Below are 19,792 nucleotides of genomic sequence, written 5' to 3'. Positions count from 1 at the left end.
TTTCCACCCCCACGCCGTCCCCCAAAGTGCCCCGAAAATGATGTGATCTGTATTAAACTTGTCTTATCCGTATGACCGCAAGAACTTCCTTTGTGAAAGGAAACCGATGAACCCGGATAACCTCCCGCTTCACGACCTGCCCGCCTTCAGCAAGATCCTGGTGGCCAACCGCGGCGAAATCGCCGTCCGCGCCTTCCGTGCAGCATTCGAGACCGGCGCGAAGACCGTCGCCGTGTACCCCCGCGAGGACCGCAACTCCTTCCACCGCCCGTTCGCGGACGAGGCCGTCCAGATTGGCGAGCCGGGCCAGCCGGTGAAGTCCTACCTGGACATCGACGAGATCATCCGCGCCGCGAAGGAAACCGGCGCGGACGCGATTTACCCAGGCTACGGGTTCCTCTCCGAGCGCGCCGACCTGGCGCGAGCCTGCCGCGACAACGGCATTAAGTTCATCGGCCCCTCCCCGGAAACGCTGGATCTGACGGGCGACAAGTCCGCCGCCGTCCAGGCCGCGGAGCGCGCCGGCCTGCCGGTGCTGAAGGACTCCGAGCCTTCCGACGACCCGAAGCAGCTGGCGGAATACGCCAAGGACTTCGAGTTCCCCGTCTTCGTCAAGGCAGTCGCAGGTGGCGGCGGACGCGGTATGCGCTTTATTGAGCGACCGGAGGACGTCGAGAAGCTTGCTGCTGAAGCCTCCCGCGAAGCGGAGGCCGCGTTCGGCGACCCGAACGTCTACATCGAGCGCGCCGTGATCCGCCCGCAGCACATCGAGGTGCAGATCATGGCGGACTCCCACGGCAACGTCGTGCACCTGTTTGAGCGCGACTGCTCCGTGCAGCGCCGCCACCAGAAGGTCGTGGAGATCGCCCCCGCGCAGCACATCACCGAAGAGCAGCGCCAGCGCATCTGCCAGGACGCGGTGAACTTCTGCAAGGAGATCAACTACGAAGGCGCCGGCACCGTAGAGTTCCTCGTGGACGAATCCGGCAACCACGTGTTCATCGAGATGAACCCGCGCGTGCAGGTCGAGCACACCGTGACCGAGGAAGTCACCGGCATCGACATCGTGAAAAACCAGATGTACATCGCCGCCGGCGCGAAGCTGGAGCAGCTCCACCTCACCCAGGACCTCATTGAGGTCAACGGCGCCGCCCTGCAGTGCCGCATCACCACCGAGGACCCCGCCAACGGCTTTAGGCCCGACTCCGGCGTGGTCACCGGCTACGCGTCGCCGGGCGGTGCGGGTGTGCGTCTCGACGGCAACGTGGCCGTCGGCACCACCATCACCCCGAACTTCGACTCGCTGCTGGTGAAGATGACCTGCCGAGGCCGCAACTTCCAGGTGGCGGTGGACCGCGCGCTACGCGCCCTGAACGAGTTCACCATCAACGGCCTGTCCACCAACATCGGCTTCCTGCGTGCCCTGCTGTCCGAGCCGGAGTTCCGCTACGAGCGCATCAACACCGGCTTCATCGCGGACCACCCGAACCTGCTTGAGGCCCCGGCGGCCGCCGACGACGCCGGCAAGATCCTCAACTACCTCGCGTCCGTGACGGTGAACCAGCCCAACGGCCCGCGCCCGACCAACATCCGCCCGTCCAAGAAGCTGCCGGAAGCCAAATACGGCGACCTGCCGCGCGGCTCCCGCGACGAGCTGCTCGAGCTCGGCCCGAAAAAGTGGGCGGAGAAGCTGCGCAACCAGACCGCGCTGGGGGTTACCGAAACCACCTTCCGCGACGCGCACCAGTCGCTTCTGGCCACCCGCATCCGCACCAACACCCTGGTCGCGGCGGCGAAGCACGTCGGCCACCTCACCCCGGAGCTGACCTCCGTCGAGGCCTGGGGCGGCGCCACCTACGACGTGGGCATGCGCTTCCTCCACGAGTCGCCCTGGATGCGCCTGGACGAGCTGCGCGAGGCAATGCCGAACGTGAACATCCAGATGCTGCTGCGCGGCCGCAACACCGTGGGCTACACCCCGTACCCGGACTCCGTGACCAAGGCGTTCGTGCGCGAGGCCGCCACCTCCGGCATCGACATCTTCCGCATCTTCGACGCGCTGAACGACGTCTCCCAGATGCGCCCCGCCATCGACGCGGTGCTGGAGACCAACACCACCGTCGCCGAGGTGGCCATGGCCTACTCCGGCAACCTGATGGATCCGAACGAGGATCTGTACACCCTGGACTACTACCTCAAGCTGGCCGAGGAAATCGTGGACGCTGGCGCCCACGTTCTGGCCATTAAGGACATGGCGGGCTTGATGCGCCCGGCAGCCGCCGCCAAGCTGGTCACCGCCCTGCGCGAGCGCTTCGACCTGCCGGTGCACGTGCACACCCACGACACCGCGGGCGGCCAGCTGGCCACCTACCTGGCGGCCGCAAACGCCGGCGCCGACGTGGTCGACGTGGCATCTGCGCCGCTGGCGGGCACCACCTCCCAGCCGTCCATGTCCGCGCTCGTCGCCGCGTTCGCCGAGACGGAGCGCGACACCGGCATCGACCTGCAGGCCGTCTTCGACATGGAGCCCTACTGGGAGGCCGTGCGCCAGGTCTACGCCCCGTTCGAATCCGGCATCCCAGGACCGACCGGCCGCGTGTACAAGCACGAAATCCCGGGCGGCCAGCTGTCCAACCTGCGCACACAGGCCAAGGCGTTGGGCCTGGAGGGCCGCTTCGAGCTCATCGAGGACTACTACGCCGGTGTCAACGAGATCCTCGGCCGCCCGACCAAGGTCACCCCGTCCTCCAAGGTCGTCGGCGACCTGGCGCTGCAGCTGGTGGGCCAGGGTGTCAGCCCGCAGGAGTTCGCCGAAAACCCGCGCAAGTACGACATCCCGGAATCCGTCATCGGCTTCCTGCAGGGTGAGCTGGGCACGCCTCCGGGCGGCTGGCCGCTGCTGCGCGACAAGGCGCTGGAAAACCGCAGCGAGGTCGACCACACCGTGAAGGTGCCGGAGGAGCTCGCCGCCGACCTCCAGTCCGAGGACCACGACACCCGCCGCGCCGCCCTGGACAAGCTGCTCTTCCCGAAGCAGTACGCCGAATACCAGGAGCACTTGCGCACCTACGGCATCACCGACCAGCTCGGCGACAAGGCGTTCTTCTACGGCCTCGAAGAGGGCGAGGAGACCATGATCTGGTACGGCGAGATCGACGAGAACCGCCCGCCGCTGGTGGTCAGCCTCGACGCCGTGGGCGAGCCGGACGAGAAGGGCATGCGCCAGGTCATCCTCACCGTCAACGGCCAGGTCCGCCCGATCACCGTGCGCGACGAGTCCGCCGAGTCCTCCGTCGCCGAGGTGGAAAAGGCCGACTCCTCCAACCCGGGCCACGTGGCAGCGCCGTTCGCCGGTGCCGTGACCGTGACCGTCAAGGAAGGCGACGAGGTCAAGGCCGGTGACCCGGTGGCAACCATCGAGGCCATGAAGATGGAAGCCGCGATCTCCGCCACCAAGGACGGCAAGATCGAGCGCATCGCGTTCACCCAGCCGACCAAGGTGGAAGGCGGCGACCTCGTGGTGGTTATCGCCTAACGGGGCAGCAGTAAGCACCGCGCGGACCGTTGAACGGCCGCGCGGTGTTTGCTTTGGTGTGCCGAGGCGCGCTCGAGCACCGGCGACACCGGCCTACGCGGTGAAGTCCTCCACGTCGACGACCATCACGTCGTCTTCGCCCTCGACGTCTTTGAAGCCGAACTTCTCGTAGCGGTGGCGCGCCCGGTCGTTGTCCGGGTCCACCCACAGCGCCACCTTCGGCGCGCCCTGGCGCTTGGCCAGCTCCACCGCGGCCTGCAAAAGCCGCACCGCCAGCCGGTTTCCGGCGTAGCGGTTTTCCACCGCGATGGCGATTTCGGGGATGTTGGGGGCGAGGTTCGCGTGCCCGTCGTCAGGCGACTGCCAATACCGCAACCACACGCCACCTGCAGGAACGTCGAACTGGTCGAATGCGACGATGCCGCTTTCGCGTTCCGGGTCCCACTGACCCACATAGGTTTCGGCGCCTTCGCGCTCGCTGTGGCCGATAGTGCCCGCCTCGTCGCCGAAGACGTCGGCGAGGTAATTCAGCCGTCGCAGATAGGTGCGGTCGGACTCTGTGGCCTCGCGCAGTTGGAACTCAGGTGTGTAATCCATGCGCTCCACGTTAATCTTTTGCCATGCTTCGACGCATTTGCCTATCGACGTCCACCGCCCTGGCCCTCGCCGCTACCCCCGCATTCGCCGTGGCAGCGCCCGTGGTCAACGACGCCCCACCCGTCGCCACCCCCGTGGTCAACCAGGGCGATGTGGTGGACGTAGTGGGCAAAGGACGCTGCACCATCGCGTTCAACGACCGGGGCCAAAACGTCAGCTACACCGCCGGGCACTGCGGCGAGGAGGGCGACCGCGCCATCGTGGCGGGGGAGGGGTTCCGCGCCTCCGGCACATTCCACCCGTCGTCGGCGATGAACGCGGACGAGGGCACCGCCAACGACTGGGGCGTGATCCGCTGGGCAGACGGCGTGAAGCTGGGCAAAAACGGCATAACCGGCGAGGAGGTGGTGGCGCCGTCGCTGATGCGCTCAGGCGACCCGGTGTGCGTGTACGGCGGCACCAGCAAGAAGACGACGTGCGGCAGCTTCGCGGGCGCCATCGGCAACAACCTCTACTGGGACGGCCCGTCCGGCAAACCCGGCGATTCCGGAGGCCCGGTGTGGGTGGAGGGCAAGGGCTTTTTGTCCGTCTACACCGGCGTGAGCCTGGCGGTGGGCAGCAAGGGGGAGGAAGGCCGGCTCAACCGCAGCTCCGTGCCGGACAACGGCCCGCAGGTCAGCCCAGAAGAAGAACTGGAGCTGCTGGCGCAGGCGAAGCGCATCTCAACGCCGGTGGTGCACGAAACCGCGGCGCCGGGCGGCAAGCCGGAGCGGGTCAGTAACGGCGGCAGCTCGGATATGAGCGCGGTGGGGATCACCGCGATCGTGCTAGTCGCCCTCGCCGGGGTGCTGTTCGCGCTGCCGCAAATCGTCGGTGCGCTGCCACCGCAGTACCGCGAGCCCGCGCTGCGGATCATGCAGGGTTGGGGTTCCTAGCGGAAGGGCTACTTCAGCTCCATTAATACGGCGCCCTTGTTCACCTGGCCGCCAACCTCGACGGCCAGGCCGGTCACGGCGCCCGCCTTGTGGGCCTTGACCGGGTTTTCCATCTTCATCGCTTCCAGCACGACCAGCACGTCGCCCTCGGCGACCTCCTCGCCTTCCTCCACGTTGACCTTGATCACGCTGGCCTGCATGGGGGAGGCGACGGCGTCGCCGGAGACGGCTGCCTTGCCCGCCCGGCGCTTCTTCGGCTTGCGCTTGGCGGGGCCTGCCGCGACGAGTTCCTCGGGCAGGGCGACCTCGATGCGGCGGCCGTCGATCTCCACCGCGAAGGTGCGGCGAGAAGGCGCCTCGGTATCCGCGTCCTCGTCGGTTGCCGGGGTGGTGGGAAGCTCGCCGTCCCACTCCTCCTCGATCCAGCGGGTGTAGACGCCGAAGCCGTCCTCGTCGCCGACAAACGCTGGGTTGTCCAGGATGGCCTGGTGGAACGGGATCACGGTGGGGAAGCCGGCCACGACGTACTCGCCGAGGGCGCGACGGGCGCGCTCGATCGCCTCCTGGCGGGTGGCACCGGTGACGATCAGCTTGGCCAGCATCGAGTCGAACTGGCCGCCCACCACGGATCCTGCGCGCACGCCGGAATCCACGCGCACGCCCGGGCCGGCCGGCTCGGCGTAGGCGGTGATGGTGCCCGGTGCCGGCATGAAGTTCGCCGACGCGTCCTCGCCGTTGATGCGAAACTCGATGGCGTGGCCGTGGGGGACCGGGTCGGCGTCGAAAAGCAACTGCTCCCCGCGGGCGATGCGGAATTGCTCTCGCACCAGGTCGATGCCGGTGGTGGCCTCGGTGACGGGGTGCTCCACCTGCAGGCGGGTGTTGACCTCCAGGAAGGAGATCAGGCCGTCGGAGCCGACCAGGTACTCCACGGTGCCCGCGCCGAAGTAGCCGGCCTCGCGGCAGATGGCCTTTGCAGACGTGTGGATGCGCTTGCGCTGCTCGTCGGTGAGGAACGGCGCCGGGGCCTCCTCCACAAGCTTTTGAAAACGGCGCTGCAGGGAGCAGTCGCGCGTGCCCACGACCACCACGTTGCCGTGCTGGTCCGCCAGCACCTGCGCTTCCACGTGGCGGGCCTTATCCAGGTAGCGCTCCACGAAGCACTCGCCGCGGCCGAACGCGGCAGTGGCCTCGCGGGTGGCGGACTCGTACAGCTCCGGGACCTCCTCGAGCGTGTAGGCCACCTTCATGCCGCGGCCGCCGCCGCCGAACGCCGCCTTGATTGCCACGGGCAGGCCGTGTTCTTCAGCGAAGGCGACTACCTCGTCGGCGCCGGCAACCGGGTTCTTCGTGCCCGGCGCCATCGGGGCCTGCGCGGCCTCGGCGATGTGGCGGGCGGTGACCTTGTCGCCAAGCGCGGCAATGGCCTCGGGGGAGGGGCCGATCCAGGTCAGGCCTGCGTCGATGACCTTCTGCGCGAACTCCGCGTTCTCCGACAGGAAGCCGTAGCCCGGGTGGATCGCGTCCGCGCCGGACTTCTCCGCCGCGGCGATGACCTTGTCCATGTCCAGGTAGCTCTCGGCCGCGGTCTCCCCGCCGAGGGCGAAGGCCTCGTCGGCGAGTTGGACGAACGGCGCGTCCGCGTCCGGCTCGGCGTACACGGCGACAGACGCGATGCCCTCGTCCACACACGCGCGGATGACGCGCACGGCGATCTCGCCGCGGTTGGCCACCAGCACCTTGGTCACGCTGTTCGGCAGGTCAGTAGTCGCTGCAGTGGTAGGCACGAAGCAATCCCGTCCTTAACAATCGGAAAAACACACCGTTAGAAACGTCGGACAAACGTCGAACCATGTTACAGCGCCACCGCGCCGGCGTGCTTAATCTGCTTCGTTTTCGGGCGCGTCGCCCTTGGCCACAGGCATGCGCACCATGTTGCCCCACTCGGCCCAGGAGCCGTCGTAGAGAGCGACGTTGGTAAAGCCCAAGATGTGCTTGAGCACGTACCACGTGTGCGAGGAGCTCTCGCCGAGCTGGCAGTACACCACCGTCTCGGCGTCCTTGTCGAAGTCGGCGTAGATCGCCTGAATGTCCTCCAACGAGCGGAAGCGCGCGTTGGGGAACACCGAGCGGCCCCACGGCACATTCACCGCGCTGGGGATGTGGCCCTGGCGCAGCGACGGTGCGGAGGAAGGCCCCGGATTCGGGTCTTCGCCCAGGTAGAACGGGGCCGGCCGGGCGTCGATAAGCTGCGCGGGCGTGCGCTCCAGCAACTCCGAAGCAAACGCGCGGAAGGGCGCATCCTGGCGCTGAACCACCGGGTAGTCCGATCGCGGGTAGTCCGGCACCACAAAGGAAGTGTCGCGCTCTTCGCCCATCCACGCGTCGCGGCCGCCGTCGAGAAGCCGCACGTCCGGGTGGCCGAACAGCTCGAACACCCACGCGGTGTAGGCCGCCCACCAGTTGGACGAGTCGCCGTAGACCACCACAGTGTCGTCGCGGTTGATGCCGCGCGAGCGCATCAGCTCCGCAAACGCCTCGCCGTCGATGAAGTCGCGCACCAGCGGGTCGTTCAAATCCCGCTTCCAGTCAATGCGCACCGCACCGGGGATGTGGCCGATGTCGTAGAGGAACGCGTCCTCATCGCTTTCCACGACCTTCAAACCCGGCACGCCCAGGCGGGCGGACAGCCACGCCGCGGAAACGAACTTCTCCGGGTGCGCGTACTGCTGGAACTGCGGGGTGTCGTCGAGCTCGATGCCCATGGCGGCAACCTTTCTTCTCGCTCGTGTGCGGTGTGCAACACCAGTGTGCAAAACCACCGTCAACGATACAGAAACGAATGCAGCGCGCTTGACGCGTTCGGCCAGAAAACACGGTGGTGTGAACTTGCACACTATCAAATCGCTCGCCCGGTGGAACTCACTGCCGCGGGTTAAAGTCAAGTCAGGAACATACAGGTCGCGGCCAGTTTGTTCTAGCAATCTGACCTGCCCCGACGGCTCCTGCGTGAGCGTGAAGCGGGGCATGAACCATGAAAGGGACCAACCGTGCACAAGGCGATTGTTGTCTTCGAGGTCGAAGGCGGCTCCGACAAGTCCTTCGACGGCCACCGCAAGGACACCATGCCCATCGTGAACGCCATCAAGGAAAAGGGCTGGCACTCCGAGGTCGTCTACTTCCGCCCGGAGTGGGCGGACGACCTGTTCACCTACGTCTCCGAGAACTTCGACGCCTACATCTCCCGCGTGAACCCGGGCAACATCCCGGGCGGCGAGAAGGGCTACTTCGACCTGCTCACCCGCCTGTCCGAGGCCGGCCTGGTGGGCATGTCCACCCCGGAGGAGATGGTCTCCTACGGCGCCAAGGACGCCCTGGTCAAGCTGAACAAGACTGACCTTGTGCCGGAGGACACCGCCGCGTACTACGACGTGGAGGAGTTCCACAACACCTTCCCGACGTCCCTGTCCTACGGCGAGCGCGTGCTCAAGCAGAACCGCGGCTCCACCGGCTCCGGCATCTGGCGCGTGCGCCTTGCCGACGAGTCCCTGGCCGAGTCCGTCGAGCCGGGCACCGCCCTGCCGCTGGACACCAAGCTCAAGTGCACCGAGGCCGTGGACAACCACACCGAGGACCGCGAGCTGGGCGAATTCATGGACTTCTGCGACCAGTACATCGTCGGCGATAACGGCATGCTCGTGGACATGCGCTTCATGCCGCGCATCGTCGAGGGTGAGATCCGCATCCTGCTGGTCGGCCCGCACCCGGTCTTCGTCGTGCACAAGAAGCCGGCTGAGGGCGGCGACGCGTTTTCCGCGACCCTGTTCTCCGGCGCGAAGTACACCTACCAGAAGCCGGAGGAGTGGCAGGAGCTCGTCGACATGTTCGCCGAGGCCCGCCCGGTCATCGCTGAGAACCTCGGCGGCGACAACATCCCGCTGATCTGGACCGCGGACTTCATGCTCGCCGACGACGACGAGACCGGCGAGGACACCTACGTCCTCGGCGAGATCAACTGCTCCTGCGTCGGCTTCACCTCCGAGCTGGACATGGGCATCCAGGAGAAGGTGGCCGAGGAGGCCATCAAGCGCGTCGAGGAGAAGCACGCCTAAGAGCATTTCGCTTCTCGACGAGCACTCCGCCCGTTCGCAACGGATCGTCTAGCAGACACAATGGCCTGCTAGACGATCCGTTTCTTATTGGCACCCATCTCCAACATCAGCTGGGGAAATAGATTGCCGGGTGCGGGATCGTCTAGCAGTATTCGTTGCGGTGCTAGACGATCCGGCGATTAGTTGAGCAAGTAACCGGACTGGTTCCAGAACCGGTTGAACTGCTCGACGTCGCCAGCGACGGGCTGCACAGCGTCGCCTTGTGCCGTGAGGTCCACGGTGTAGTGGTCGGTAATACCTGCCGCGGTGGCTTCTCCGCGTTCACCCCAGGAGAGGCGGAGCTGGCCGTCGTTAAGCAATTCGATGCTCTCAACCTCTGTGAATAGCCGCATGTCGCCTGCGGGCTGGCCGTTGACGTAGAGCGCGAGGCCGTCGCTGATGGAGGCGCCGGTGCCTGCCGGGCGATCCCCGTCGCCGAGTGAGCCGCGGAACGTGATCCAGCTGATCGGCGCGCACGGATCGTAGTGGTTCTCGATGTTCTCGATCCAGTAGTTCATGTCCGACTGGCTGTCAGCCGCCGGCATGCGGCCCGGGGCTGTGCCGGTGGCGTACTGCTGGCGCGGATCGGTGGGCAGGCTGGCGCAGTTGTCGCCCTCCGGGGCGGGGGCGGGGGCTGGCGGGGCAGCGGCCTCGCCGGCCGGTGGCTGCGCGGCCGCTTCGGTGACGGTCTTTTCTTGAGTCACCGTTTCGGGGAGGTCCGCACCTTGAGCGGCCGTGTCCGCCCCGGCACCGCCGATGGACGCGGTGACAGTGGGCGCCTTCCCGCCGGTTCCCGCAGCTGTGTCAGCTGTTGTGTCCTCCGTGGCGCTGCACGACGCAATCGCGAGCGCCGTCGGAACTGCAATGAGTAGCTTGGTCGCTTGGTTGATTCGCGTCATACCTCGTTAGGGTAAAAGCTTTTCCACGCTTTGCGGGTCGGCGTCGGAAAGCATCTGGTGGCAACGGTCGTATTCTGCCTGGTCACCGATAGCCTGTGAGGTTACTGCCAACATCGCAATGGCCTTCAACACGCCCTGGTTCGGCTCGTGGGAGGCGGGGACCGGGCCCCAGCCCTTCCAACCGTTGGCGCGCAGGCGGTCCAGGGAACGGTGGTAGCCGGTGCGGGCGTACGCGTAGGCGATGAGCTTGTCGCCGACACTCAGTTCGCGTTCCGCGCGGGCGGCCCAGACGGCGGGGGAGTCGGGGTGGGCGAGCGCGGTGTCGTCTGCAAGCAAATCCTTGCCCGCGGCTGGGTCGGCGGGCAGCTCGATGGGCTTCGGGGCGAGCATGTCGTTGATTTCCATGGCCGCCAGGCTACTAGTTTCCTGGGAGACCGTGACGGGCCAGGCATTCGCGCATATTGTGGGGCGCGTAACCCGATGTGACCTGCGTCCCACACCGAGGAGCACCAATGGCTAGCCCGCTGTATGTCGCCCAAAACGGAACCTACGAGGAGTTTCTGGAGGTCTACGACCCGGAAGCGCACGATGCCACGGAGATGCTGTGCGCCGGGCTGATCAACCGCGACCCTGAGGCACGCGAAAAGATCAGCAATGACATGCTGGACCGCGGCGCGGATGCCACGGTCGTGGATTACGGGCAGAACACGTTGACGCTGCTGCTGAGCCACGACCGGCTCGCTGACGGCGACCCTGCACTGGCGCAGCGGCTTATCGACGGCGGCGCCGACGTGGACTTCCGAAACAGCGGCGGCGATGTGCCCATACGGCTGGCAATTCGCGTCCGCGTTGACGACGACGAACAGCGCCGCCCCCTGTACGAGGCACTGTTCGCCGCGGACGTGGATTTGGACGAGCCGACGAACCTGCGCACCCGAAAGAACTCGATCGGGAAGTGGCTGCGCATGAACGTGGACGGGCGCCCCGGCAAACTCGACGTCTTGGACGAGTTTCTCAAGGCCAGAGGCTATTAGGAGATTCCCATGGCAAGCCCGACGTACACGGCGAAGAAGGGCACCTACGAGGAGTTTCTCGAGGTGTTCGACCCAGAGGTGAATGACCCGACGGACATGTTGTTTAACGGCCTTACCAACAAGGATCCGGAAACCCGCGCCGCGATCTGCAACGACATGTTGGACCGGGGCGCGGATGCGTCGAGAGTCGAATACGGGCAGAACGCGCTGACAGTACTGCTTGGCAGGCACCGCCACCTGGGGTCTGGTGATGCTGCTCTCGCGCAGAGGCTTGTCGACGGCGGCGCCGACGTGAACTACCGCGAACGCCGGGGATCCTTGGTCCTGCAGCTGGCGATCGAGATCCGTGTGGACGACGACGAGCAGCGTCGACCGCTCTATCAGGCCCTGTTTGGAGCAGAAGAGCTGGATCTGGATCTTCCGTCCAACGCACACGAGCTAGTCATGAGCATCGGTGAGTGGCTGCGCATGAACGCCGACGACCGTCCGGAAAAGCTCTATGTCCTCGACGAGTTCTTGAAAGCAACAGGTTATTAGCGAGGGAGAGAAAACCATGGCAAGCCCGCTGTATGCCGCCCAAAACGGTACCTACGAGGAGTTTCTGGAGGTCTACGACCCGGAAGCGAACGACGCCACGGAGATGCTGTGCGCCGGGCTGATTAACCGCGACCCGGAGGCACGCGAAAAGATCAGCAACGACATGCTGGACCGCGGCGCCGATGCGACGGTGGTGGATTACGGGCAGAACACGTTGACGCTGCTGCTCAGCCACGACGGTCTCGGCGACGGTGACGCGGCTCTCGTGCAGCGGCTCGTCGATGCCGGCGCGGACGTGAACTACCGCGAAAGCCACGGGGACACGCCGATCAAGCTTGCGGTGAAGATCGGAACGGAGAGCGACGAGCAGCGCCGCCCAATCTATGAAGCGCTGTTTAGCAAGGATGTGGATTTGGACGAGCCGTCAAGTGTCCGCAACCCTAAGAACAAGATCGGCGAGTGGCTGCGCATGTGCGTGGACCACCAGCCGGAGGGGCTCAAGGTCCTCGACGAGTTCCTCACAGCCCGCGGATTCTAGGGGCGCGTGCGGGGAGTTCGTCGCAAATTTGTACGAATCAACAACGCTAAAATCTGACCTGGGGTTTTGCAGGGCAGATTCCGAAAAAATGTCGATTCGTACAAAACCGCCCGGATCTCGGCCCCCTCACTCCCAGAAGTCGGAGGCATCCAGCCCGAAGCGGTACAGGCAGCGTCGCAACAGCGGCATGGACAGGCCGATGACGCTGGTGGGGTCGCCGTCGATGGAGTCGATGAACCAGCTGCCCAACGCCTCCAGCGTGAACGCGCCGGCGCATTCCAGCGGCTGGCCGGAGCGGGCGTAGGCCTCGATGTCGGCGTCGGAGACGTCGCCGAAGCGGATGGTGGTGGCGACGGTGTCCACCACCCACTGCCCGCCGAACCACACCGCGTGCCCGGTGAGCAGTTGTGCCTCTTTGCCGCGCTGCGCCTTCCAGCGTTCGATGGTCGCCTCGACGGTGTGGGGTTTGCCCAGCAGTTCGCCGTCGAGGAGCAGCATGGAGTCGCAGCCGACCACCACGTCGCCGGGGAAGTCGGCGATGGCAGTCTCTGCTTTAGCGCGGGCGAGGGTGGAAACGGTGGTGGCCGGAGGGGCGTCGTGAAGCGATGCGATCACCGCGTCCTCGTCGATGTGAGCCGGCCGTAGCACCGGCTTCACTCCGCCTTGCTCGAGCAGCATGCGCCGCGACGGCGACTGCGACGCCAACACCAGCCGCATTAGAAGTACGCCGCCGAGTCGAAGGCGTGCGGGTTAAACGCGGTGGCGGGGTGGGAGACACCCCAAAAATTCGCGTCCGGCTGCACCCCGGCGAGCTTGCGCTCGCGCTTAAGCTGCTCTAGCACCTGCGAAAGTGCCGCGAGTTCCGCCTCGGTGGGGTTGCCCTTGAGTACCTGAATGTCCACGTCAGCCTCCTTACAACGGGATGTTGCCGTGCTTCTTCTGCGCCGGGTAGCCCACCTTGCGCTCCAGCAGGCGCAGGCCCTCGAGCACGCGGTCGCGGGTGGCGGACGGCTCGATCACGGCGTCCACCAGGCCGCGCTCGGTGGCCACGTACGGGTTGAGGTTCTCCTCGGCGTACTGCTCGGCGTCGGTGCCGATGGCTTCGGCGGCGGTGGGGGCGTCTGCAAGCGCGAGCTGGGCGGTCGGCCACGCGAACACCAGGTCAGCGCCCAGGCCCTTGGAGCCCAGCAGGGCATACGAGGGGCCGAACGCCTTGCGGGTGACCACGGTGATCGTGCCCACCTGGGCTTCGGCGAACGCGTAGGCAAGTGCCGCTGCGGCGGCGGACGAGCCAGCGCGCTCCTCTTCGACGGCCGGAAGGAAGCCCGGCGAGTCCACGAACTGCACTACAGGCAGGTTGAACGCGTCGCAGGTGCGGATGAAGCGCGCGGCCTTGCGGGCGGCGTCGCGGGTCAGGCAGCCAGCGAGCACGCTCGGCTGCGTGGCGACGACACCAACGGCACGCCCGCCAACATGCGCAAACCCGGTGACCACAGAGCCCGCGTAGCCGGCGGAAAGCTCGAAGAAGTCCCCGTCGGTGACGGCGTTGACCACGTCGAGCACGTCGTAGGGCTGGTTGTCGTCGTCTGGGATGAACGTGTCCAGGTCAGCACCGGAACCGGCAGTCTCGGCGCCCAGCGGGGAAGCGGCCTTGTTGTTCAACGGCAGGTAGCCCACCACTGCACGCGCCAGCTCCACGGCCTCCACGTCGGTGGCGGCGGTCAGCTGCGCCAGGCCGGTCTCCGCGGCGTGGACGGCGCTGCCGCCGAGCTGGTCGCTGGTGGTTTCGGTCTCGGTCACCTTGCTCACGATGTCGGCGGTGGTCACGTGCATCGCCGCGCCCTCGGCCATGATGGTGATGTCCGCCAGAGGCACGCTCGCCGCAGTCAGCGCCGCCGCGTCGCCGGCCACGACCGCGATCTGCGGGATCAGCCCGGACGCGCGGGTGGCGGCGCGCAGGATCTGCGCCTGCATGTGCGCGGTGACGATGCCTTCCTTCCAGCGCGGGCCGGTGGAGTCGTAGATGCCGATCAGCGGCACGCCGGTCTTGGTGGCCAGGTCGTAGATCTTGAGCATCTTCTCGGCGTAGACCTCGCCGATCTGCCCGTCGAAGACGGTGGGGTCTTGGGAGAACAGGCATACCCTTCGGCCGTCGATAAGCCCATAGCCTGTGACAACGCCGTCGGTGGAGGGCTTGGACTTGTCCATCTTGTACGCCTCGACGCGGTGCTTCGCCAGCGCGTCGGTTTCCACGAACGTGCCTTCGTCCACAAGCTTCAGCACGCGCTCGCGGGCGGTGGCGGCCCCAGCTGCGTGCACTGCGTCGATCGCGTCCTGACCGACCGGGGCCTGCGCCTCATCCAGGCGGTTGCGCAGATCCTCGATGCGGCCCGCGGTGGTGGTCATGTCGGGTTTGGATGAACTCATAACGCCTCAGTCTAGATTCCTTGTGTGCCGCCATGCTTATCGACGGCTCCGCCGCCCACGTTTCACCCTCCACCGACGGGCAGTAGAGCGGCGCCTACGCGCCGAGGAGGGCGAGCGGCATGACGATGATTCCGTCGGGTCGGACGTATGCCTGTTTACCTGTGGTTACCACCATCAGGTTGGTTACCCGGTCCGGGATGCGCTCGCGCAGCCACAGAAGGTGCCGGACGTCGGCGTCATCAACCCGCGGCTTGAGTTTGACCTCAACACCGACGACTTCTCGTTCCGGTCCTTCGACGATGAAGTCGACTTCCCGTTCTCCGGCGTTTGATCGGAGGTGGTACACCCGCGCTCTGGCTGCTTGAGCCAGCACACGGAGTGTGAGCGCAGTCAGGGATTCGAAGAGTGGCCCAAACATGTGGGCTGCGCGGTTGCTTAACAGGGCGGACGGGGTGATGCCGAGAAGTCGTGCTGCCAGAGCGGGGTCGGCGAGATGGTGCTTCGGGCCTTGCTGGAGCCGTTTCAATTCGTTGTTTTCCGGAACCCACCCAGGGACTGGATCGAGCAGCCAAATCTTCGCTAGGTGCTCGCGGTATGCGAGCGTAGTTTTCTGATTCGGCTGCTCCACCTGGCCGCCCGTTGTAGCGTCGAGCAGCCTCGAGTAGGCGGTGGTCGTGGAAGTGGCCGCGGCATAGGCGCGCAGCCAGCTCCGGAGGCTTTCGGGCCGGCGTACTTCGTAGCCTGCATCGGGGATGTCGCGGTCGATGATGCGCTCGATGTACGAGTCGAGCATCAGCGTTTGGACCGTGGGATCAGCCGCGGCGATAGCGGGAAAACCACTGCCGGTGATGAGCTTGGCGTAATCGCCGACCTCAAAATCCGAGTGTCCCGACACATCGTTGTCTCCGCCCAAGATCCTGGCGAAGCTGCACGTGGGGTCGGAAACGCCGCGTTCATGGACGGCCATCGGGCGCATTCTTAACGAGTAGATCCGCCCGGCGCCCGAATGGGAACCCTTCGCGTCGACGGGAGTGGCCGAGCCGGTGAGCAGAAAACGCCCGGGGGCAGTTCCTAGGTCCACTTGGCGGCGAACTGCATCCCAAACCTGGGGGAGATGCTGCCACTCGTCGATGAGCAACGTGCCGTCCGGCGCTGAGGAGAGCGAAAAATCGGCCTCCGCAATGCTGCGCATATCCGGATCATCAAGGAACCAAGTGGTGTTGGCGCGGCGTTTGGCCGTGTCGGTTTTCCCGACACCTTTCGGCCCGTCAATGGCGATTGCGGACAGATGGGGCATGAGAAGGTCGAGCTCGTCGTCGAGGGTGCGTCGGAGGTAGGCCATATTGGGCATTGTACTGCACGAAAGTGCCCTACTACCGTATTTTCAGGACTCCTACTACCCAATTTTCAGAAGCTCTACTACCCGATTTTCAGGACTCCTACTACCTGATTTTCAGAAAAGAGGCCCCGTGCCGGGTAAGCGGCACGGGGCACAAGCGGGGGTTAGGGGTGGTGAGCTACTACAGAACTACCGCTCCCAAACACGGTGGGAAGCCAGCAGCTCCTGCACCGGCGCAGCGGCAGCGTCGGCGGTGTCGACCGCGACGATGCCCGGCTGGTCCGCCGGGACGCGCGCGGCCTCCAGCGCCTGCTTGCCGGCCTCGCCCACGGCGACGATCGCCTTCTTGTGGCGCTCGCACTCGCCGAGGATTGTGTCCACGTCCGTCTTCGCCGGCGGGTTAACCACCACAACCGCGTCGAACTCGATGGAGCTGGCGGTGAGGTAGGTGCGCGAGATCGGAGTGTCCTTGTCGCCCAGCTTCACCGTGCCGCCCTTTTCCGCCACCACGAGCGGAGTGGTGCCGGCGGCGGAAAGCTCATCGACGAGTTTGCCCACGGCTGCGGCTGTATCTCCGGAAATGTCGGTGGAGATCAGCACGCCGACCTGGCGGCCGTCGATAGGCCAGGTGCCGCCCATCTGGGACAGCGCCTTCGAGGGCTCCACGTCCGCAACGTCCTGCTTCTCCGGGTGCGGCAGGCCCAAGTTGTCGGCGACAGTCTCCGCGAGGTCCTGGTCCACGTGCGCCAGCACCTCGAGGTAGCGCGTCTTCACCGACTCCTCGTAGCACTTGCCCAGCTCGAACGACAGCGCCTGGGTGAGGTGCTCCTGCTCCACGTCGGTGAGGGAGAGGTAGAACAGTCGGGCCTGGGAGAAGTGGTCGTCGAAGGATGCAGGGTGCTCGCGGGTGATCTCGCCGTTCACGGCGACCGGCACGTCGATAAATGCGCCCTCGTCCACAGTGGCCTCGGTGGGTGCGCCGCCGTCGAGCGTGTTCGGCTTGTACGGCGCGACGCCGGTGTGGGAGGCCACCTGGTGCATGCCGTCGCGAAGGTTGTCGTTGACCGGCGTCTGCGGGCGGTTGATCGGCAACTGCGAGAAGTTCGGCCCGCCCAGACGGGAAATCTGGGTGTCCAGGTAGGAAAACAGGCGGCCCTGCAGCAGCGGGTCGGCGGTGACGTCGATGCCCGGAGGCAGGTGCGACGGGCAGAACGCCACCTGTTCAACCTCTTCGAAGTAGTTGCGCGGGTTCTTGTTCAGCGTCATCGTGCCAATGATCTCCACCGGCGCGAGCTCCTCCGGCACCAGCTTCGTCGGGTCCAGCAGGTCGATGCCCTCGAACATCTGGTCCTCGGTGTCCGGGAACACCTGCACGCCCAGGTCCCACTGCGGGAAGGCGCCTGCCTCGATGGCGTTGTACAGGTCGCGGCGGTGGAAGTCCGGGTCCATACCGCCGGTGATCTGGGCCTCCTCCCACACCTGCGAGTGCACGCCGAACTTCGGCTTCCAGTGGAACTTCACCAGGGTGGTCTCGCCGGCGTCGTTGATGAAGCGGAAGGTGTGGATGCCAAAGCCCTCCATCATGCGCAGCGAGCGCGGGATGCCGCGGTCCGACATGTTCCACAGCGTGTGGTGCGTGGCCTCAGTGTGCTGGCCCACAAAGTCCCAGAAGGTGTCGTGAGCGGACTGCGCCTGCGGGATCTCGCGGTCCGGGCGCGGCTTGCCAGCGTGAATGATGTCCGGGAACTTGATCGCGTCCTGAATGAAAAAGACCGGGATGTTGTTTCCCACCAGGTCCCAGTTGCCCTCTTCGGTGTAGAACTTGGTGGCCCAGCCGCGGGTGTCGCGCACAGAGTCCGCGGAGCCGCGCGAGCCCAACACGGTGGAGAAACGGACAAAGACCGGGGTCTCAGCGTCCTTCTTGAACACCTTCGCCTTGGAAATCTTCGAGGCATTGCCATTGGCGACGAACACGCCGTGCGCACCCACACCTCGGGCGTGGACGGCGCGCTCCGGGATGCGCTCGTGGTCGAAGTGGGTGATCTTCTCGCGGAAGTGGTGGTCCTGCATCAACAGCGGACCGCGCTCGCCGGCGCGCAGCGACTTCGACGTCTCCGACAGGCGTGCGCCTTGCGCGGTGGTGAGGTACTCGCCCTGCTGGGCGCGCGGGTCGGTGCCGCCGGAGTTGTCGGCTCCGAAGTGGAACGGGCAGCCGGTGGGGGAGACAGCCGCTGGGGCCTGCTGCTCCGGGGCGTCCTGGGGCGGGTTCTGCTTCTTGTCGGTCACGTGTCACAACCTTTTCGTGTTGGGGGATCCTCGGGGCCATCTTCAAGGCGCTGAGGGTGGAACCGAGGGTAGGCCCGTCCTCGAATGATCGTTTGGACGTGCGGCCAAAACTGGCACGGGGCGAGGTGGACGTCGATAAGCAATATGCTCTTTAGCTATGACTGTGCGCGACATTCAGGCCATCCAGGACGCGGTGGCGGAGTACTGGCCGAACGTGCGGTGGGTGGAAACCACCGGCTCCACCAACGCTGACCTGCTCAAAGAAGGCGAGCCCGGCACGGTGCTCATCGCCGACGAGCAGACCGACGGCAAAGGGCGGCTGGGGCGCCATTGGGTCTCGCCGAAAGGCTCGCAGCTGGCCATGAGCATGGTGGTGGAGGTGCCCGAGAAGGTGCCGCCGTTCGGCCTGCTGTCCATCGCGCCGGGTGTTGCCGTGACGGATGTGGTGCCGCAGGCGCGGCTGAAATGGCCCAACGACGTGCAGATCGGCGGCAAGAAAATCGCCGGCATCCTCTCCGCGCTGGACATGCCGCGGGTGATTGTGGGCATCGGCATCAACGTGGCCATGCGGAACGAGGACCTGCCGGTGGAAACCGCTACCGCGCTCAACCTCGAGGGCCTAGACGTGGACTTCGACGACTTCACCGCCGACATTCTGCTGGCCATGGGCAAGCGCCTGAACCAGTGGCGCGAGGGCGACCCGCAGCTGCTTGAGGACTACCGCGCCGTGTGCTCGACCATCGGCCAAAACGTGCGCCTGGAGATGCGCGAGGGCGAGGAAACCGTCACCGGCACCGTCACCGGGGTCAACGACCAGGGCGAAGTGCTTATCGACGGCTCCGCCTTCTCCGTCGGCGACGTCCACCATCTGCGGCCGACGTCCTAGGCGTGCAGTACCCTGCCTGTTTATGGCTGGCAAAGCACCGTTTCGCGTCGGCGGGGACGAAGTTGTCCTCGCCGACGTGTGCGCGCCGCTTTCCTCGCTGACCATCCCGCTGCTCGAGCTGGTGGCCGTGACCGGCGTGGCGTGGATGGCCATCGGCTGGATGGACGTGACGCCGCACGTGGACCCGGGCCTGCGCAACATTGTGGTGCTGATCTGGGCGCTGCTCGTGCTGTGGCGGTTCATCGTCCCGCTGGTGGCGTCCAGGCGCCGGCGCTTCATCGTCACCGACAAGCGCATCCTGGCCCGCGGCCGGCGCGGGGCGGTGGATTCCATCCCGCTGCGCCAGATCCACTCCGTGCGCCGCGAGCGCGGCGGCATCAACGTGGCGGTGTACGGCTACGCGCAGCCGATCGTTTTCGAGCGGGTGGGCAAGACGCGCTCGGTGGAGAAGGTGCTGCAGCGCGCGCTCGGTCCGGTGCGCTAGGCCTGCGGCGCGGGGGCCGCGCCCCCCGCCGCCCCCCCCCCCCCCCCCCCCCCCGGGGGCCCCAAAAACCCCCCAATGGGGGGGGGGTGTGGACGGGGGCCCCCGAAACCCCCGGCGGGCCACAAACGGGGGCGGGATATGGGG

At 66.2% G+C, this 19,792-nt stretch carries 18 protein-coding genes; 8 read left to right on the top strand and 10 right to left on the bottom strand.

What is annotated here, in order from left to right:
- Nucleotides 1-106 precede the first annotated feature (106 nt).
- Nucleotides 107-3,535 (top strand): pyruvate carboxylase, encoded by a 3,429-nt coding sequence (locus tag MHY23_RS08970; protein WP_239307261.1) that lies wholly within the window; start codon nucleotides 107-109, stop codon nucleotides 3,533-3,535.
- 93 nt (nucleotides 3,536-3,628) lie between these two features.
- Here the strand turns inward: MHY23_RS08970 and MHY23_RS08965 are convergent, their stop codons facing one another.
- On the bottom strand, nucleotides 3,629-4,132 hold the full coding sequence (locus MHY23_RS08965) for an N-acetyltransferase (RefSeq protein ID WP_239307260.1): 504 nt from the start codon (nucleotides 4,130-4,132) through the stop codon (nucleotides 3,629-3,631).
- 23 nt (nucleotides 4,133-4,155) lie between these two features.
- On the opposite strand from MHY23_RS08965, the gene MHY23_RS08960 reads away from it, so the two are divergent.
- Complete coding sequence (locus MHY23_RS08960) at nucleotides 4,156-5,067, top strand: S1 family peptidase (protein WP_239307259.1); 912 nt, start codon at nucleotides 4,156-4,158, stop codon at nucleotides 5,065-5,067.
- An 8-nt stretch (nucleotides 5,068-5,075) separates the two neighbouring features.
- Here MHY23_RS08960 and MHY23_RS08955 read toward each other — a convergent pair whose 3' ends face one another.
- Nucleotides 5,076-6,854, bottom strand: a complete 1,779-nt coding sequence (locus MHY23_RS08955) for a biotin carboxylase N-terminal domain-containing protein (RefSeq protein WP_370645837.1) — start codon at nucleotides 6,852-6,854, stop codon at nucleotides 5,076-5,078.
- A 93-nt stretch (nucleotides 6,855-6,947) separates the two neighbouring features.
- Nucleotides 6,948-7,832, bottom strand: coding sequence for a sulfurtransferase (locus MHY23_RS08950; protein ID WP_239307258.1), 885 nt, complete (start codon nucleotides 7,830-7,832; stop codon nucleotides 6,948-6,950).
- A gap of 285 nt (nucleotides 7,833-8,117) precedes the next feature.
- On the opposite strand from MHY23_RS08950, the gene MHY23_RS08945 reads away from it, so the two are divergent.
- The gene (locus MHY23_RS08945; RefSeq protein ID WP_239307257.1) at nucleotides 8,118-9,179 is read left to right on the top strand and encodes a Cj0069 family protein; all 1,062 of its coding nucleotides are present in this window, start codon (nucleotides 8,118-8,120) and stop codon (nucleotides 9,177-9,179) included.
- A gap of 179 nt (nucleotides 9,180-9,358) precedes the next feature.
- Here MHY23_RS08945 and MHY23_RS08940 read toward each other — a convergent pair whose 3' ends face one another.
- Both MHY23_RS08940 and MHY23_RS08935 read right to left on the bottom strand, forming a co-directional pair.
- Nucleotides 9,359-10,117 (bottom strand): hypothetical protein, encoded by a 759-nt coding sequence (locus MHY23_RS08940; protein WP_239307256.1) that lies wholly within the window; start codon nucleotides 10,115-10,117, stop codon nucleotides 9,359-9,361.
- 6 nt (nucleotides 10,118-10,123) lie between these two features.
- Entirely contained in the window at nucleotides 10,124-10,522 is a 399-nt protein-coding gene (locus MHY23_RS08935; RefSeq protein ID WP_239307255.1) for a DUF3151 domain-containing protein, read from the bottom strand.
- A 107-nt stretch (nucleotides 10,523-10,629) separates the two neighbouring features.
- Between MHY23_RS08935 and MHY23_RS08930 the strand changes: the two genes are divergently transcribed.
- The 3 genes from MHY23_RS08930 to MHY23_RS08920 are packed head-to-tail and all read left to right on the top strand — an operon-like array spanning nucleotide 10,630 to nucleotide 12,226.
- A complete protein-coding gene (locus MHY23_RS08930; protein WP_239307254.1) occupies nucleotides 10,630-11,151 on the top strand; it encodes a hypothetical protein in 522 nt (173 codons plus the stop codon).
- Between the two features lie 9 nt (nucleotides 11,152-11,160).
- Nucleotides 11,161-11,688: a hypothetical protein gene (locus MHY23_RS08925; protein ID WP_239307253.1), complete on the top strand. Its 528-nt coding sequence runs from the start codon at nucleotides 11,161-11,163 to the stop codon at nucleotides 11,686-11,688.
- Between the two features lie 16 nt (nucleotides 11,689-11,704).
- Nucleotides 11,705-12,226 carry a hypothetical protein gene (locus tag MHY23_RS08920; RefSeq protein ID WP_239307252.1) on the top strand — a complete coding sequence of 174 codons (522 nt, stop codon included), beginning with the start codon at nucleotides 11,705-11,707 and terminating at the stop codon, nucleotides 12,224-12,226.
- A 126-nt stretch (nucleotides 12,227-12,352) separates the two neighbouring features.
- Here MHY23_RS08920 and MHY23_RS08915 read toward each other — a convergent pair whose 3' ends face one another.
- The 5 genes from MHY23_RS08915 to MHY23_RS08895 all read right to left on the bottom strand — a co-directional run bounded on the left by MHY23_RS08915 (nucleotide 12,353) and on the right by MHY23_RS08895 (nucleotide 18,278).
- Nucleotides 12,353-12,943 carry a nucleoside triphosphate pyrophosphatase gene (locus MHY23_RS08915; protein ID WP_239307251.1) on the bottom strand — a complete coding sequence of 197 codons (591 nt, stop codon included), beginning with the start codon at nucleotides 12,941-12,943 and terminating at the stop codon, nucleotides 12,353-12,355.
- On the bottom strand, nucleotides 12,943-13,128 hold the full coding sequence (locus tag MHY23_RS08910; protein ID WP_239307250.1) for an acyl-CoA carboxylase subunit epsilon: 186 nt from the start codon (nucleotides 13,126-13,128) through the stop codon (nucleotides 12,943-12,945). The genes MHY23_RS08915 and MHY23_RS08910 overlap by 1 nt, the downstream gene beginning before the upstream one ends.
- A 10-nt stretch (nucleotides 13,129-13,138) precedes the next feature.
- Nucleotides 13,139-14,653 (bottom strand): acyl-CoA carboxylase subunit beta, encoded by a 1,515-nt coding sequence (locus tag MHY23_RS08905; protein WP_239307249.1) that lies wholly within the window; start codon nucleotides 14,651-14,653, stop codon nucleotides 13,139-13,141.
- Between the two features lie 94 nt (nucleotides 14,654-14,747).
- The gene (locus MHY23_RS08900; RefSeq protein WP_239307248.1) at nucleotides 14,748-15,995 is read right to left on the bottom strand and encodes an ATP-binding protein; all 1,248 of its coding nucleotides are present in this window, start codon (nucleotides 15,993-15,995) and stop codon (nucleotides 14,748-14,750) included.
- Between the two features lie 186 nt (nucleotides 15,996-16,181).
- Nucleotides 16,182-18,278, bottom strand: coding sequence for a catalase (locus tag MHY23_RS08895; RefSeq protein ID WP_239307247.1), 2,097 nt, complete (start codon nucleotides 18,276-18,278; stop codon nucleotides 16,182-16,184).
- Nucleotides 18,279-18,435: 157 nt separating this feature from the next.
- Here MHY23_RS08895 and MHY23_RS08890 point away from each other — a divergent pair, with 157 nt between their 5' ends.
- Nucleotides 18,436-19,164 (top strand): biotin--[acetyl-CoA-carboxylase] ligase, encoded by a 729-nt coding sequence (locus tag MHY23_RS08890; protein WP_239307246.1) that lies wholly within the window; start codon nucleotides 18,436-18,438, stop codon nucleotides 19,162-19,164.
- A 22-nt stretch (nucleotides 19,165-19,186) separates the two neighbouring features.
- Nucleotides 19,187-19,648 carry a hypothetical protein gene (locus tag MHY23_RS08885; RefSeq protein WP_239307245.1) on the top strand — a complete coding sequence of 154 codons (462 nt, stop codon included), beginning with the start codon at nucleotides 19,187-19,189 and terminating at the stop codon, nucleotides 19,646-19,648.
- The last annotated feature ends 144 nt before the right edge of the window (nucleotides 19,649-19,792 follow it).

Source organism: Corynebacterium sp. ACRQP, assembly GCF_022345915.1.
Lineage (GTDB): Bacteria > Actinomycetota > Actinomycetes > Mycobacteriales > Mycobacteriaceae > Corynebacterium > Corynebacterium lehmanniae.
This window is presented reverse-complemented; position numbering and strand designations above follow the sequence as displayed.

Coding starts and splice junctions, on each gene's coding strand:
- MHY23_RS08970 (WP_239307261.1), top strand. CDS start 107: ATGAACCCGGATAACCTCCCGCTTCACGACCTGCCCGCCTTCAGCAAG.
- MHY23_RS08965 (WP_239307260.1), bottom strand. CDS start 4,132: ATGGATTACACACCTGAGTTCCAACTGCGCGAGGCCACAGAGTCCGAC.
- MHY23_RS08960 (WP_239307259.1), top strand. CDS start 4,156: ATGCTTCGACGCATTTGCCTATCGACGTCCACCGCCCTGGCCCTCGCC.
- MHY23_RS08950 (WP_239307258.1), bottom strand. CDS start 7,832: ATGGGCATCGAGCTCGACGACACCCCGCAGTTCCAGCAGTACGCGCAC.
- MHY23_RS08940 (WP_239307256.1), bottom strand. CDS start 10,117: ATGACGCGAATCAACCAAGCGACCAAGCTACTCATTGCAGTTCCGACG.
- MHY23_RS08935 (WP_239307255.1), bottom strand. CDS start 10,522: ATGGAAATCAACGACATGCTCGCCCCGAAGCCCATCGAGCTGCCCGCC.
- MHY23_RS08930 (WP_239307254.1), top strand. CDS start 10,630: ATGGCTAGCCCGCTGTATGTCGCCCAAAACGGAACCTACGAGGAGTTT.
- MHY23_RS08925 (WP_239307253.1), top strand. CDS start 11,161: ATGGCAAGCCCGACGTACACGGCGAAGAAGGGCACCTACGAGGAGTTT.
- MHY23_RS08920 (WP_239307252.1), top strand. CDS start 11,705: ATGGCAAGCCCGCTGTATGCCGCCCAAAACGGTACCTACGAGGAGTTT.
- MHY23_RS08915 (WP_239307251.1), bottom strand. CDS start 12,943: ATGCGGCTGGTGTTGGCGTCGCAGTCGCCGTCGCGGCGCATGCTGCTC.
- MHY23_RS08905 (WP_239307249.1), bottom strand. CDS start 14,653: ATGAGTTCATCCAAACCCGACATGACCACCACCGCGGGCCGCATCGAG.
- MHY23_RS08900 (WP_239307248.1), bottom strand. CDS start 15,995: ATGGCCTACCTCCGACGCACCCTCGACGACGAGCTCGACCTTCTCATG.
- MHY23_RS08890 (WP_239307246.1), top strand. CDS start 18,436: ATGACTGTGCGCGACATTCAGGCCATCCAGGACGCGGTGGCGGAGTAC.
- MHY23_RS08885 (WP_239307245.1), top strand. CDS start 19,187: ATGGCTGGCAAAGCACCGTTTCGCGTCGGCGGGGACGAAGTTGTCCTC.